Genomic DNA, 16,207 nt, shown 5'->3' on the forward strand with positions numbered 1-16,207 from the left:
AACACCTCTATTCTAAAATGATGGTGGCGTACTTACCCAAATCACTTTTGCTGTCGTTTTACCTTCGTTTGATATATAGTGATTTGCTCTTGGTCTAAAGTAAAAGCTTTCTCCTTTTTTTACCTTATTTTTCTTTTCGCCTATATGAACATATATTGAACCTGCTAATACATATCCAAATTCTTCACCTTCATGTGGCTTTTCTTCTTTATATTGTCCACCTGGATACAATGTTATTATTATTGGCTCCATTTCATTTTTTTGTGAATTTGGAATTAACCACTTTAATTTATATTTTAAATCTTCATCTTCAGTTTCAAACATGTCTTCTTTTGTAAAACTAATTCTTTCGTCATCTATTTCATTAAAAAATTCCCTTAAATTTGTACCTAATATCTCAAGTATATCTATAAGGGTAGCTATGGATGGTGATGTTAAGTTATTTTCTAGTTGAGAAATAAATCCTTTTGACAATTCACATCTATTAGCTAACTCTTCCTGGGTCAGTTGTTTTTCTGTTCTTAATCTTTTTATCTTTTCACCTATATCCATGTTGCACCTCCTAATTTTTGTTTTATTTTACTAAACATTTTGTTTACTAAACATTGAGTTTAAAATTTGTAAACAACATAGGTAATTATATATAAAATTTAGATATAATACAAGACTTTTTTGCTAATTTTTTTATTTTTTTAGTTAGAATAAATACAAGTATTTTAAAGGCTTTAAAAATACACAATTTGAATGTGTTTATATTAATATATATAAAGTTTAGTATCTCTAATTATAAATAAATCAATTCATATAACATATATAAAAGCTTTTAAAGTCTTAGAATATGTTAAGTAAATAAAAAATTGCTAAAAATCTATATTTTATAGTTTTTTAGCAATCCATATCTTTTAATATTTGAAATTTTATATATTTACAAGAAAATTTTTATTTATAATTACTATATACTTCTAATTAATTCTTTATAGAGCTATTTAGCCATATTTTGAGTAGCAGGTTTTTTATCTCCGCTCACATACAATTTTATAAATTTTATATCATCTATTATAAATCTATGTTTGATTTTACTACAATCTAATTTAAACAAATTGAATAATATTTGTGTAAGATATCCTAGACCAAATGCACTTATTATAGTTCCTATGCCAACTTTTCCACCTAAGAAAAATCCAACTATTAATGCACCAACTTCTATAGTTCCTCTTATTAAGTTAAGTGATTTTCCTGTTTTCTTTTGAAGAGCAACCATCAAACCATCTCTGGGTCCACTTCCTAGACCACTTCCCATGTAAAATACCATTCCAAGAGCTACAAGCCCCAAACCTAAAATTAACATAATTATTCCTATTAATACACTATCCGTCTTTGGAATTAAGTTAGTATATAGAAGTAAGTCCATAAAAAAGCCAATTAATAACATATTGAATACAGTTCCCCATCCTACATTTTCGCCTAGAATAACATCAGCTATAACTACTATAGAGCCTACAATTATAGAGGCAGTCCCTATAGTTATTCCTACATGATTTGAAAGACCTTGATGAAACACATCCCAAGGAGATAAACCTAGGTTACAATTTATCGTCAATACTATACCAATTGAACATATAAATAGACCTAAAACCAGCTTTGAAAATTTCCATAATACTTTTTGTAACAAAATCTACCCCTCCTAAACATAATTTAACTACTCACCTTAAATACCAAAAGTCAGCAGTTTTCGTGCAAAAATCCTATCTTATAAATTTTATAATCTAACTCTATGATACATCATTTTATGCTAAATAACTACCATTTTATTACAATTTGGTTACAAATTTTCAGATTATTTTTTTGAAGAAATAATTTATGTTTTCTACAATTAAACACTATATTTTCAATTTTATTTATAATTAAATAATAAAAGCTATTTAAACATATTTTATTATATTTAAATAGCTTTTATTTTATTATGGTAATATTATTGTTAGTATGCAGCATTTAGTTTTTCTTCTATTTTCTTTTGAATAAATCCAAATACAAATAATATGAACCAATACACAAATCCTGCTACTAAGAAAGCTTCTAGATATTTATATTTACTACCGCCATTATAATTTGCTGTTGCCATTATTTCTATTACCCCTATAGTAAAAGCTAGTGATGAACCCTTAATTAAATCTACAAAGTGATTAGATAATGCAGGTATAGCTACTCTTATAGCCTGTGGCATAACTATTCTTCTAAATATTTGTACATTACTTGATGATATTTTTATTTACATGAATTTAAACTTTATTTATATACTATAATTTAGTTTTATAATTTTTAAACTTACACATCACTCTTTACTTTAATATAAGTTAAATTTAAAACATTCATTTTTATGGATATTTCTACAAAATATAAATTTATTTTCCATTTACCCCAAAATAATCGTATTATACTTTTCATACTTTGTCTAATCGTTTTTTTCTATGTACTTTTTTAATAGAATTAAATTTTACTATATCATTGTAAAATTATAAATGTACGAAATTACAACGATTATTAATCTAACACTAATAAGAAAATACTTTTTATTAAAAACAAAGATATTAAAATAAAAAAAATACTGTTAAGTAGATATTTACTTAACAGTATCAATATTATTTGTATCTAAATCTATTTTGACTTTATAAATCTTCTTCGGTTTATCTTTGATACACCTACTAGCATAACTGACATGATTATCATTGAAACTCCACCTAAAATTAATTTAGAGTATGTTGTTGTTTTATTCATAGAGTCGCCTCCTTTATTACCAAAACCCCCAGCTTCCTTTGGATTACCTTGACTTCTATCTATATTCATATCTCCATTTTTACCATTCATATCACCCTTATCCATATTTCCCATTCCTGGTGGTGTTTTACCATCCATGCCTTCAGGTGGCTCTGGCATGCCACTCATCTTATCATCAGAATTTTCTGTGTCTTTACTTTCACTTGAACTATTATCATCAGAAGTTTCCTTAGTTGAAGAAGATTCTCCACTTAATTGAGCTTTTATAGTTTTACTCATATTTTCTGCAACTTCTAAAACTCCTGGTATTGACTTTCCACCTTTACCCATAGGCCCTCCTGACTTTTCATTAGTATCATCACCACTTTTATTGGTATTTGTATTATTCTCATTTTCACTATTATCTGTAGTGTTATTTTGAGTATCATTATCCGTATTAGTTTTGGCTTTGCTTAATGTTAATTCAGCATTAACTTCTTTTTCATTACTTTTGTTTTCAAAATTCTTATTTTTATTGTTAGAATCTTTATTATTAGATTCTTTATCACCAAATCCCTTATTATCACTAGAGTCTTCAATTGAAGATGTTATATTTTTTTCAAATTCTTCATAAGTATAAAATGCTGTTGGGTCTTCTTTTACATATGATGCTATCAAGTCATGTAATTTTGTTGTCATATTTTCCAGATAATCTGAATCCAAGTACTTGGTTACTATTTCTTCTAGATATTCATGATACTTAGCTTTATATGTATCATTTTTTAATAATGCAGATATTAAAGGTCTCTCTTCCAAATTACCTGTTGTAGGTTCATCAATAGCTATAGATTGACTACCTCCACCAAAACCACTAAATCCACCAAATGACATATTAAAGTCCCATGGCAACATAGAAAACACTCCATCTTGTTCATATAAATAGTAATTATGAGCGAAACTACCTTGATAACTATCAAGATTTAATAAAGCTGTACTTATTGCTATATTTTTGAGGACAGAATCTACATCAAGATATTTTTCAACATCCTCACCTGTATCTAAAGATTTTAGTAGTTTTGTAACTTTAGACCAATCAGCAGTTTTCTTGTCACTTTCAACGATTAGATTTGAGTAACTATCTGGGTCATCACCCTCATATTGTAATGAGGCTCCTTCATCTGATTTGTATAAGTCTCCAGTTACATCTCCAAAATTATTTTCAAGATAAGATTCTTTTAACCCTTCTACTGCCAAATATAATCCATGATATTCACCATTTATAGAAACTTTAGCATATGCAAATTCTGGAGTAGCTAATCCCATCTCCTCACAGACACTATAAGTTAAAAATTCTCTCATATAAGATGGGTCAGAATAACAGTTATTAAGGTTTAATTGAGTAAGACCTTCCATACTTTGACTAGTATTATATTTATCGAAATTAATCTTATAGCTATATCTATCACTATCACTATTTGCTACAGATGTAAGACTTGAATTTCCTTTAGTTCTTATACCAACGTTTCCATATGTGTCTCCATTTACAGTTACTTTTGCAACTTTAAATTCTTCTTTTATAGCATTTTCATTCATATCTTCCAAGTCACTTTCATCTATTTCTATATTAACTTCCATAACCTTGTCTCTGTCAAAATATTTTTCAATATATACATTGCTATATAAATCAACATTTTTATTACCATATGTACTGTAAACTCCAACTACTGCACATAAAAATATAACCATAATTGAGATAAGAAGGGTAAATTTTTTATCTTTCATAAAAGATTACTCCTCTCTATGCTACATAGTCACCATTATAACTTACAAGAACTGCATTAGTAACTCCATCGACTTGGCTTAAGTCATTTATAAGACTTGTTTCTCCGTCTTTCATTCTTACTTCAAATACCAATTCTATACCTTTTTCTGGTGTAACACTTTTTGATTTTATTTGATATTTAGAAAATACTTTTTTAATTTTGTCAGTTGCAATATCTTCTGAATTCTCATTATTACAATTTACCATCAGTATATATGGTGTTTCAGATATTGTTTTGTTTGAAAAGAATATTAGAATCAATCCCATGATTATTGAACCCATAACAGCTAATGGAATCAAACCTGCACCTAAAACTATGCCTGAGCCTAATGACCAAAATAGAAATACCAAATCCATTGGGTCTTTAATTGCTGTTCTAAATCTTACTATAGATAAAGCACCAACCATACCTAGAGATAAAACTACATTTGATGTAACTGCCAATATTACGAAAGTTGTAAGCATTGTAAGTGCTACAAGTGACACATTAAATGGTCGAGAATACATAATACCCATATAGGTTTTTTTGTAAATCATATATATAAACAAACCTACTAAAAATGCTGAACCTAGAGCTAAAGCACTATCTACAAATGAAAAACCTGATACATTTTCTATAAAACTTGATTTAAAAATATCGTTAAACGTCATAACTAAAATCATCCTTCCTATTTTTTAATTTTTTTATTTTATTTGGACGCTCTTTACCTAAAATTTGAATTTAAATCCTATATATACAATCTACTTGATGCATACTTTGAAACTGCTGTAGAAGTAGTTTTATTAATCTGAACCAAATCTTTTATAAAATCTGGTATAAACTCATCATATTTAACTTCTAATACAGTCATATTTTCATCAATAACTGATACTGTTGGCAATTCTTTATTGAATAAATTGACTGAATTTACAGAAGTCTTAATATTGCTATCGATTGTAACTCTTACATTTCCAAGTGGATAGACAAAAGCTTCTCTATCATAATCAACTATACTTTTTGCCTCCAATCTTTCACATTTTATTTTTAAATAAAATTCTCTTAATAAGCAGTTTGTCGATTCTTTTAAAAACTCAATGTCATTTTTTAATATCTTCTCTACTTCTTTTTTAGTTAAACTAGCTGACAGTTTTGATGTCATATTATAATGTTTTATTTTCTTCTCCAATTTTATATAAGAAAGGTCATTATTATAAAATCTTATTCTAAACTTTTCTCTCATTGCAACTCCATTTAACTTATCTAAAAGTGCTTTATCTTCAGGAGTGTCAAAATATAAACTTCTGATAAGATACTTTCCATCTTTTGATGCATTTCTATCTTTTTTCATTATTGGATAAAGCCTTGATTTTAAAGCTAGGACATCAGCTTCAGTTATTTTGTGTTTCATCTCAAATCTATAGTTTAACTTCTTATCCATTATTATCACCTCTCAATTCATTTAACTATGTTTGATTTATTTTATATTTAGAGTATACTTCACTTGACTTTGTTAAATCTCCGTAAAATAAGTGCATCTTTATGGCATATATGTGGCAAACAAGATTAAGCTGATGAGATTTCTATAAATTTATTAAATTTTATATGGTATTAGATTCTGTATAGTCAGTGAATAGTTGTTTTAGAGATAAAAAAAAAGAAGATGTCATTTATAGATAAATTAAATATTTCAAATAAAAAATCAAGTTTCTTATTCAAAATGATATAATCCATAATTCCATCTTCTAAATTTATAATACCAAATAATTAAATTTATATGCTTAATTATGTTAAAATTAGTTTTACTGCACTCCAAACAAGTACTAGTGCCATAATAATATTAATTACTTTATAATGCTTGTTTATATATTTTTGTAAAATACCTCCTGCTAGAGCCCATGTCAAAGTCCCAGATATGCCTACAATACTATTACAAACTGCTGCTGATAATAAATATTCAACTGACTGTGACACAGGTATTACATACCCTGTATATACAGTAATAGCAAATATTATAATTTTTACATTGACAAACTGCAAAATAAATCCAGTCCAAAAGGATTCTTTCTTCACATCACTATCATTGTTTGGTTTGCTCTTAGCTACTTGTATTGCTAACCAAATAATATAAAGTGCTCCTATGTACTTCATAATACCAGTAATCATTGGTATAAACTTTGATAATTCAAGGCATCCAAGAGCACATATAAACATAATACATATAAATCCCATACTAATTCCTATAACCACTGACTTTCCTTTTTTCCATCCATTATTACTAATTGTGTTTAATGCAAGAATATTATTAGGTCCTGGTGTAAAACCTGTAACAAATGCGTATGGTAAAAAAGACAATAAAACTTCACTCAACACTTGTAATCACTCTCCTTTTATATTATAATACTATAAATCAAACAATAAAAAAAATCGAAATATTTAAATCTATACTTCAATTATATTGAATGAAATGAGGATGAGCATGTATTTTAAATACCTACAAACTTTTAAAACCATAATAGAAGAAGGTAGTTTTTCTAAAGCAGCAAATAAACTCAATTACACACAATCAACAATAACATTCCAAGTGCAACAGTTAGAACAAGAGCTATCTACACACTTATTTGAAAAGATAGGAAGAAAAATGGTTCTAACTAAAGCTGGCAAAAATCTAATACCTTATGTGGATGACGTTCTATGTTCTGTTGATAAAATGAAGAATTTTGGTACTGACTTGTCTGAGTTACGTGGTGATTTACATATCGCAATGGGAGAAACTCTTATTTGTTATAAAATACCTCCTATTTTAAAACGTTTTCATGAAATGGCACCAAATGCAAGGCTATTTCTTCGCTCAATGAATTGCTATGATATTAGAAATTCTTTGCTTGCAGGAAGCATTGATTTAGGAATATTTTATAAAGATATTGGAGGCTTGGGAAATTCTATTTCTACCTATACTGTTGGAGAATCACCTTTGACACTAGTTGCATCTCCAAAAGTAAAAAAACAATTCCCTGATTTTATTACTCCAAACCAAGAATTAGATATACCTTTCATAATAGATGAGCCAGCATGTATTTTTAGACAAATGTTTGAATCATATTTAAATGAAAAAAATATTACTCTAGACCATACGATTGAACTCTGGAGTATACCTACTATTAAAAATTTAGTAAAAAATGATATGGGAGTGTCATACCTTCCTACGTTTGCAGTAGAAGATGATTTGAAGACAGGAGAACTATGTGCAATAGATACAGAGTTAGATGATAGAAGCATTGTAGCAGTATGTGGCCATCATAAAAATAAGTGGATTAGTCCCCTTATGCAATTATTTATTGATTTAGTTGTTTCAAATGAAAAATAGATAGACTTATTTAAAATAAGTCTATCTATTTCTTATCATATTAATTATTTTAATTACACAACTTCTTCGTCATATTCACTTGAAAATTGGCTATTATAAAGTTCTTCATAAAATCCTTTATTTTCAATAAGTTCTTTGTGATTTCCTTGTTCAATAATAGTACCTTCTTTCATTACTAATATTAAATCCGCATCACGAATAGTGGATAATCTATGTGCAATAACGAAGCTAGTTCTTCCCTTCATTAAGTTATTCATTGCCTTTTGAATCTCAACCTCTGTTCTAGTATCTACGCTAGAGGTTGCCTCATCAAGAATTAACACTGATGGGTCTGAAAGTATTGCCCTGGCAATTGTTAAAAGTTGTTTCTGACCTTGAGATAGATTAGAAGCGTCCTCAGTCAATACGGTATCATAACCTTGAGGTAAAGTTCTTATAAAGTGGTCTACTCTTGCTGATTTTGCTGCATTTACAATCTCATCCATTGTAGCATCTGACTTACTATAAGCAATATTTTCTTTTATACTACCATTAAATAGCCATGTATCTTGTAGAACCATTCCAAACATAGTTCTAAGTTCTCCACGTTTTAAGTCTTTTATATTAACTCCATCAATAGTAATTCTTCCACCTTGTATCTCATAAAACCTCATAAGTAAATTTACAAGAGTTGTCTTCCCAGCTCCTGTAGGTCCAACAATTGCAATCTTATCTCCTGCATTCAATTTAATATTAATATCTTTCATAAGAATAGAATCATCACTATATCCAAATTTAACATGTTCAAATTCCACTTTACCTTTAGGCATATTGATAACTTTTGAATCTTCTTTGTCCTTTATTTCTTCAACTTCATCCATAACTTTAAAAACTCTCTCTGCAGATGCAATTGCAGCTTGAAGCATATTTACAATATAAGATATCTCTGTAGTAGGCTCTGATGCTTGATTTACATATTGTATAAACGCCTGTATACTACCAAGAGTCATTGCTCCAGTTGATGCAAATACACCTCCCACAACTGCTATAATAACATACCCAATTTGATTTATAAATCTAATAATTGGAGATATAGCATATGATGAGAATTGAGCTTTTCTACTAGCATTATAAAGATTTTGATTTAATTCTTTGAAGTTTTTTATAGTATCTTTTTCTTTACTAAATGCCTTGACTACTATTTGACCAGTAAACATCTCTTCTATATTGCTATTTAATTCTCCCAATGCTTTTTGATTTTCTGAAAATCTATTTTGTGATTTTCTTGCAATTATAACAGTAATACCTAAGGAAACAAGCAATGTTACAGCTGATACTATTGTAAGTGGTATACTTATGCTTATCATCATTACAATAGAACCAATCACTGTGACCACTGCCGTAATAAGTTGCATTAACCCTTCTTGTAAACTATCTGCTACCTTCTCTAAATCATTTGTTACGATACTAAGTGTTTCCCCTTTTTTGTGGGAATCATAGTACTTAAGAGGAAGCTTATTTAATTTATCACTTAAATCTTTTCTCATGTTAAGAACTAAATTTTGTGCAACCCCTGACATAATATATTGTTGTATATATATGAATACTGCACTAATCAAATATAACCCTAGAAGTATTGATATTATACCTCCCATAGTACTAAAATTCACACTGAACTTTGTACCTGTTTGAACTGCAGTCTTAATCCCATTAAATAATTGGTCAATAGCTTTTCCCATAACCATTGGTGCTAAAACTGTAAGAGCTGAACTTACTAATACTGAAATAAAAATCATTAATAACTTAAATTTTTGTTTTTTCATATATTCCAATAATCTTTTAGTAGTCTTTTTTGCATTTTTAGCTTTTTCTGCTGACATACCATCCTCAAAACTAAGTACATCTACATCTTGTTTTTCTGTTATTTTTTCACTCATATTACACCTCCAAATACACAGATTGATTCTTCACTCTATGCAAGTTCTTCTTTACTAAGCTGTGAATCTGCGATTTGCTTATAAACTTCACAATTTTCAAGTAACTCTTTATGTTTTCCTATACCTACAATTTCTCCATCATTCAAAACTATAATCTGATTAGCATCCATAATTGTACTTATACGCTGTGCTATAATTATGGCTGATGAATCTTTAATTTCATTCTTCAATGCTTTTCTAAGCCTTTTATCTGTATTGAAATCTAATGCAGAAAAGCTATCATCAAAAACATATACTTCTGGTTTTCTAACTAATGCCCTTGCAATAGATATTCTCTGTTTCTGGCCACCAGATAAGTTATTTCCTCCTTGTGCTACGAACGAATCATACTTATCTTCCATATCAGAAATAAATTCATCAGCTTGGGCTACATTTGCAGCATGTTTTACTTCTTCAATACTTGCATCTTCTTTTCCATATCTTATATTTTCTTCTATTGTCCCACTAAATAAAAAGGCTTTTTGTGGTACAAATCCAATCTTGTCTCTAAGCTCTTTTTGAGGCATATTCTTAATATCTTGACCATTTATAGATATTTCTCCAGATTGAATTTCAAAAAAACGTGGTATTATATTTGCAATAGTAGATTTACCAGAACCAGTGCTTCCTATAATTGCAGTTACTTCTCCAGATTTTGCTTCAAATGTTATATTGTTTAAAACAGGTTCCTCCGACTGGGAATATGAAAAAGTTACGTTTTTAAATACTAAATGACCTCTTTCTGAAGTAATATCTTTATATCCATTTCCATCTACAATTTCAGGTTCTATGTCTAAGATTTGGTTTACTCTATCTGCACAAGCTCCTGCTCTAGGTATGTACATAAATACCATTACTCCCATAATTAAATAAAATAATATTAAGATACAATACTCAACCAGTGCCATTATATGACCTATCTCCATATTTCCATTACTTACTCTCATACCACCAAACCAAATTATACTCACTATACCTAAGTTCATTATTAACATTACAACAGGCATAAGTACTGCAAATATTTTATTTATTGAAATTGCTGTTTCAGAATAATCTATTGCAGTTCTATCAAATCTCTTTTTTTCAAAACGACTTCTATCAAAAGCTCTTATAACTCTTACTCCAGTTACTACTTCACGTAATACTCTATTCATATTATCCATCTTTATTTGCATCATTTTAAACAATCTGATAACTTTTTTACCAACCAAAAACGCAGATAACATGAATAGAAACATTACTGTAACAATAATAATTGTCATTACTTTATCTATAGAATATGCTAAGAATAAACCAGAAACTGTTATGATTGGTGCTGGTAATACCAACTGAATAAACATAAACAAAGATTGACCTATTAAAGTAATATCACTAGTACTCCTAGTAATCATTGAAGCTGTTCCTATTTTATTAAAATCATTTATTGATAAATCTTGTGATTTTATAAATACTGCTTCTCTAATATCTCTACAAAATCCAGATGAGAGATTTGATGATACTTTGCAAACTAAAACAGCTGATAAAGCTGTTATACCTGCTGCTATCAACATAATTAAACCTGTCTTTACAATATAATCTACATCCCCCTTTACTACACCATTATTTACTATACTTGCTGTAAGTGTTGGTATATATAAAGTTCCAAGAGTTTGTAAAAATGTAAACATCAGCACTGTAACAATTAAAACTCTATATGGTTTTAAAAAACGAATTAATTTTTTCATACAATCACACTCCTTTATAGAATATTATGATAAACTATACTGTAACAGGATAGTCAAGGAGGAATTTTAATTATGAGTCAAATTTCGAAAAATTATTTCACAACTGGAGAATTTGCAAAGATTTGTGGAGTCAATAAAAAGACGCTTTTTCATTATGATGATATAGGTCTTTTCTCTCCAGAGTTAAAGAAGGAAAACGGATATAGATACTACTCATACCATCAACTCAGTATTTTTGGTATAATTTCTTCTCTTAAGGAAATTAAAATGCCTTTAAAAGAAATTAAAGCTTACATAGATAAACGAACTCCGAGTTTACTAATTGAACTTTTAGAAAAGAAAACTCTTGATATTAACAATGAAATTGAAAAATTGAATAATATTAAGGCTTTAATGGAGTCTACTATTTCATTTACTAAAAAAGCATGTAATATAGATGCAAATACGATTACTTTAGAAGAACATGAGGAAGAGTATTTAGTCAAAACGCCTCTTACTTATAAAGAACCCTTTCTTGGAGATGATGATGAAAACTTTTTATATGAATGTATTAACTTTATGGATAACTATGATTTAGGTGATGATGGTATGATTGGTTCAATCATTAAAGGCGAAGATATAATGAATAGAGATTTTGAGTCATATTCATATTTATTTACAAAAGTTAATAAAGACTATAAGAAATATCCTACATCAATCAAACCAAAAGGGCTTTATGTAACTGCTTATCATAAAGGAAGTTATGAAACTATTAATAAAACTTATGAAAAACTATTAGAATTTTTCAATCAAAATAATTTATATATGGGAGATTTTGTTTATGAAGAATATCTCCTATATGATATAAGTGTAAGAGATTCTAATGAATATCTAACTCAAATATCAGCAGAAGTTAAAATGTAAAAGGAGATACTAAAGAATACAAAAATGAATGTAAAGATTAATAATGAGTATAGCAAATTAAATAAATTTTATAATAGTATTATCTAAAGCATACAGAAGTTTATTTAAAAAGATGTAGGTGATTTTATATAAAATCACCTACATCTTTATTTATATTTAAACTAATTTCTAGAGTTATCTAATAGCCATTTTTCTGCATCTTTATAAAGTCTATCAACCTTCTCTGGTCTATCTATTCCGGGGAGTTCTTGATTTATTTTATATCCATCTGTACTAAGCATATAAGAAAGACTTGCATATGAAGGTCTATAATCCTTTATATCTTCCTTAGAAATTTTGACATCCCCATCCTGATAAACAGGTAAAATTATATCTTTTTCATATATAGCATCCATAGATATTATATACCACATATCGTCTATCTTTTGAGTCTTATACAGAAACTTGACATCTGACTGAAGTTCAACTAAATTTCCATCTATTTCATTTCTAATATGGATAGCTCCCATTGTAATTGATACTGCCTTATCTTTATTTACCCAAACTAATGTATCACAAATTTTATGTGGCGCATAAGATTTCATCTTACTTGATTCTTCTACGAACCCCTCTCCACTACCTTGATACCAAGATATTAAAACAGTAGATTCCTTTGCAAAACATTTTTTCATTTCATCCCATAACGCATTATCTCTACAAAACCTTTCAAATTCTATAAGCTCTTTTACACTATTTTTATCCACTATATCTTCTATAGAATTTTTTCCTGGTCTACTTAATAACATGTTCTCAATCTCCTTTAACATAAACTTCTTTTATTTTTAACAATACTCCATTCATTATCTTACTTTATTACCCTTTATCCATACACCTTTTATATTTCTAGTTGCTGCTATATCTTTAATTGGGTCACCTTCAACCATTACTAAATCAGCTCTTTTTCCCTCTTTTATTACTCCACGGTCATTAAGACCTAATAATTTTGCTGGTAAACTTGTTGCACTCTCAAGTACTTCAATTGTATTAAGACCTGCCTTAACTAATAATTCAAATTCACGATGAAGAGATTCCCCATGTTTCACTATACTAATAGAATTTTCATCATTATTTGCATCAGTTCCAGCTAATATCATCACTCCAGCTTTTTTCAATGTAGCTGTATTTTCTATTGCTGTTTCTAACCTAACATCTTCTCTTCCTGTAGCTTTTTTTATATTTGATACTATACTTTCCATCATAACTATAGTTGGAATTGATATAAGATTTTTCTCTTTTATCCTTTTGGCTACATCATCAGATAATTTACCTATAAAAGGAATATGATTTATTACATCAACATTTGCTTTTTCTGCATATTCATAAGCTATAGTTGTAGGTGCATGAGCAAATACTTTTTTACCATGTTCATGAGATATTTCAACTACTCTTTTTATTGTCTCAAAATCAAAAGCCGTTTTAGATGTTTTAGGGTCTTCTATTATGATTTTTGCAAAATCTGCTCCTTGTTTAATTTGTTTCTTAGCAAAATTTTCAGCATCTTCAATAGTGTGTATTTTACTATCTTTAAACCCCATTCCCATAAGATGAGGGTGCGATTCTGGTGCAACAGGTTCATATACACTACGAATATCAGTTAATCCGTCTAAATTTCTTAAAGATTCTACTACATCTTTACTATTAGTTGCCATATCAAGCATAGTAGTTATACCCCAATCAGTTGCGTCCTCCAAGTTTTTTAAACTATCCAAATGTATATGAGAATCAATAAATCCTGGAAGTAAAGTGCATCCTTCTCCATCTATAGTAATATCAGATATTGTTTTTGATGATATCACACCATCTTCTATTACAACACTCCTTTGTTCTGAAAGTTTTTCTCCATCAAATATTTTAACATTAGTAATTTTAGTTATTGCCATACTTCACACTCCCTTTATTTTTATTTATTAAAAATTTAATTCTTATTTAATTAAAAATTTCTTACTTTGATATTTTCTTAATTTATATAACTAATTATATATAAATTAATTTACCTAAACTATGTGTTATAATCTAAACTTTAATGTAAAATATACTATATTGATTGTGCTATAGTACAATCAAATATAATTAGAGGAGGTTTAGCATGAAATTAACAGATTTAATGAAAGATATATCTCAATATATCTCAGTATTAAAGCCATTTCCAGATGAATATATAGACATTACTAGCTTGAATATTTATAAGAATAATCAAACTGAATTTACTACTGGATGTTTATATTTAGGAAATATATCAGATATTACTGTGGATTTGAACAATATAAATTTTTTAGGTATATTTATACAAAATGAAGTTAACATTGATTTAGAAAGATATAATTTAAACTCAGATATTTGTATCATAAAATCAAAAAAAGAAAAATATGACCTTTTTAGTGAATTGTTAAATATTATGAATCAAGAAATACGTCTTAGTTTATGTTCTCAAAGGTTTTTTGATGTGGTTTCTGAGAATAAAGGCATACAATATTTAATTGATATAGCACATGAAGAATTTGGCTATCCCATGATAATTCGTGACTCTACCTTCAAAGTTTTAGCTCATTCTTATGATGTTAGTGATATATTGCAACTTACTGAAGATTCTAATGGAGATAAATATTTAGACGAAGAAACAATAAATTACATAAAATATCAAAATATACATAAAAAAATACATTATAATAAATCTATTAAAGAAGAAAATAAACCAGACAGCTGGCTTGGTACATTAATCTCATCCGTGTGTGTAGAAGAAATTGAAATAGCTCATATAGCTATCTGTGAATGGAAAATTCCATTTAATGAATTTCACTTCAAATTATTAGAATCACTTAATAAAGCTTTATCTCTAGAATTGCAAAAAAATAATCTGTTTAATATAGATAAAAAACTTATTCCTAATTATATACTTTCTGATTTGTTGGAAAAAAAGTATCTAGATGATGATACTATAAGCAGAAGATTTCATTATCTAAATTGGACTAAGTCAAATTCATTAAACATAATGGTAATAGTAAACAAAGATAATAATTACTTTGACAGTAAAGTTCCTTTTATTATGCAGTCTTTAAGTGCATTTATACCATCTAATAATTGTGTAGTATACAAGTCTACTTTAGTTGTTTTTATTAATGATTCTTTAATTCATAATTTAATTGAGCATGAAAATAAAGAATTTATTAATTACTTAAAACTAAATTCACTTTATGCTGGAATAAGCCCAAGATTTTCAAAGCTATCTGATAGTTGGAAGTATTATATTCAAGCCAAAAAAGCTAGTGAAATTGCTCAAAAATATGACATAAACTTTTCTCCATTTGGGAAAAGCATACCATATATCCTCTACGAGCTACTTAGTACCAACTATGATTTATATGACCTCAATCATCCTGCTGTAACCAAACTAATTGAAGAAGATAAAAAAAATGGTTCTAATTTTTTAGAGACCTTAAAGCAATATATCTACTTTAATAATTCACCAAGCAAAGCAGCTGAAGTTTTAAATATCCATAGAAATACTCTGTTTTATAGAATTAATAAAATAAAAGAAATTACAGGTATTACACTAGATTATGCTGATGAAATACTTCAGATTTATATTTCTATAAAAATGATTGAAATTAACTCAAGAAATAAGACCTGTTTCAACACATATACAGGCATGTAAAAATATTTTGACAC

The 16,207-nt window shown here is 28.0% G+C and carries 14 protein-coding genes; 3 read left to right on the forward strand and 11 right to left on the reverse strand.

Annotated elements, in window-relative coordinates; genetic code table 11:
* Nucleotides 1-12: 12 nt before the first annotated feature.
* The 7 genes from IR151_RS16660 to IR151_RS16690 form a co-directional block, all read right to left on the reverse strand.
* On the reverse strand, nucleotides 13-552 hold the full coding sequence (locus IR151_RS16660; protein WP_021383760.1) for a helix-turn-helix domain-containing protein: 540 nt from the start codon (nucleotides 550-552) through the stop codon (nucleotides 13-15).
* A gap of 430 nt (nucleotides 553-982) precedes the next feature.
* A complete protein-coding gene (locus IR151_RS16665) occupies nucleotides 983-1,672 on the reverse strand; it encodes a YczE/YyaS/YitT family protein (RefSeq protein ID WP_227436626.1) in 690 nt (229 codons plus the stop codon).
* A 306-nt stretch (nucleotides 1,673-1,978) separates the two neighbouring features.
* Nucleotides 1,979-2,269, reverse strand: a complete 291-nt coding sequence (locus tag IR151_RS16670) for an ABC transporter permease subunit (protein ID WP_413927372.1) — start codon at nucleotides 2,267-2,269, stop codon at nucleotides 1,979-1,981.
* Between the two features lie 386 nt (nucleotides 2,270-2,655).
* Nucleotides 2,656-4,536 (reverse strand): CotH kinase family protein, encoded by a 1,881-nt coding sequence (locus IR151_RS16675; protein WP_227436628.1) that lies wholly within the window; start codon nucleotides 4,534-4,536, stop codon nucleotides 2,656-2,658.
* Nucleotides 4,537-4,552: 16 nt separating this feature from the next.
* Nucleotides 4,553-5,227, reverse strand: coding sequence for a DUF4956 domain-containing protein (locus IR151_RS16680; RefSeq protein ID WP_407812130.1), 675 nt, complete (start codon nucleotides 5,225-5,227; stop codon nucleotides 4,553-4,555).
* A gap of 77 nt (nucleotides 5,228-5,304) precedes the next feature.
* Complete coding sequence (locus IR151_RS16685; RefSeq protein ID WP_227436630.1) at nucleotides 5,305-5,994, reverse strand: polyphosphate polymerase domain-containing protein; 690 nt, start codon at nucleotides 5,992-5,994, stop codon at nucleotides 5,305-5,307.
* 344 nt (nucleotides 5,995-6,338) lie between these two features.
* Nucleotides 6,339-6,926, reverse strand: a complete 588-nt coding sequence (locus tag IR151_RS16690; RefSeq protein ID WP_227436633.1) for a LysE family transporter — start codon at nucleotides 6,924-6,926, stop codon at nucleotides 6,339-6,341.
* Between the two features lie 106 nt (nucleotides 6,927-7,032).
* Between IR151_RS16690 and IR151_RS16695 the strand changes: the two genes are divergently transcribed.
* Nucleotides 7,033-7,920, forward strand: coding sequence for a LysR family transcriptional regulator (locus IR151_RS16695; RefSeq protein ID WP_227436635.1), 888 nt, complete (start codon nucleotides 7,033-7,035; stop codon nucleotides 7,918-7,920).
* Nucleotides 7,921-7,973: 53 nt separating this feature from the next.
* On the opposite strand, the gene IR151_RS16700 is transcribed toward IR151_RS16695, so the two are convergent.
* The gene (locus tag IR151_RS16700; RefSeq protein ID WP_227436637.1) at nucleotides 7,974-9,836 is read right to left on the reverse strand and encodes an ABC transporter ATP-binding protein; all 1,863 of its coding nucleotides are present in this window, start codon (nucleotides 9,834-9,836) and stop codon (nucleotides 7,974-7,976) included.
* Between the two features lie 35 nt (nucleotides 9,837-9,871).
* The gene (locus IR151_RS16705) at nucleotides 9,872-11,599 is read right to left on the reverse strand and encodes an ABC transporter ATP-binding protein (protein WP_227436639.1); all 1,728 of its coding nucleotides are present in this window, start codon (nucleotides 11,597-11,599) and stop codon (nucleotides 9,872-9,874) included.
* 72 nt (nucleotides 11,600-11,671) lie between these two features.
* Here IR151_RS16705 and IR151_RS16710 point away from each other — a divergent pair, with 72 nt between their 5' ends.
* Complete coding sequence (locus tag IR151_RS16710) at nucleotides 11,672-12,502, forward strand: MerR family transcriptional regulator (protein ID WP_227436641.1); 831 nt, start codon at nucleotides 11,672-11,674, stop codon at nucleotides 12,500-12,502.
* 161 nt (nucleotides 12,503-12,663) lie between these two features.
* Here IR151_RS16710 and IR151_RS16715 read toward each other — a convergent pair whose 3' ends face one another.
* Entirely contained in the window at nucleotides 12,664-13,287 is a 624-nt protein-coding gene (locus IR151_RS16715) for a hypothetical protein (protein WP_227436643.1), read from the reverse strand.
* Between the two features lie 54 nt (nucleotides 13,288-13,341).
* The gene (locus IR151_RS16720; RefSeq protein ID WP_227436645.1) at nucleotides 13,342-14,421 is read right to left on the reverse strand and encodes an amidohydrolase family protein; all 1,080 of its coding nucleotides are present in this window, start codon (nucleotides 14,419-14,421) and stop codon (nucleotides 13,342-13,344) included.
* 206 nt (nucleotides 14,422-14,627) lie between these two features.
* On the opposite strand from IR151_RS16720, the gene IR151_RS16725 reads away from it, so the two are divergent.
* Nucleotides 14,628-16,193, forward strand: a complete 1,566-nt coding sequence (locus IR151_RS16725) for a PucR family transcriptional regulator (RefSeq protein ID WP_227436647.1) — start codon at nucleotides 14,628-14,630, stop codon at nucleotides 16,191-16,193.
* The last annotated feature ends 14 nt before the right edge of the window (nucleotides 16,194-16,207 follow it).

The sequence above is a fragment of the Clostridioides sp. ES-S-0006-03 genome, assembly GCF_020662275.1.
Taxonomy (GTDB): Bacteria; Bacillota; Clostridia; order Peptostreptococcales; family Peptostreptococcaceae; genus Clostridioides.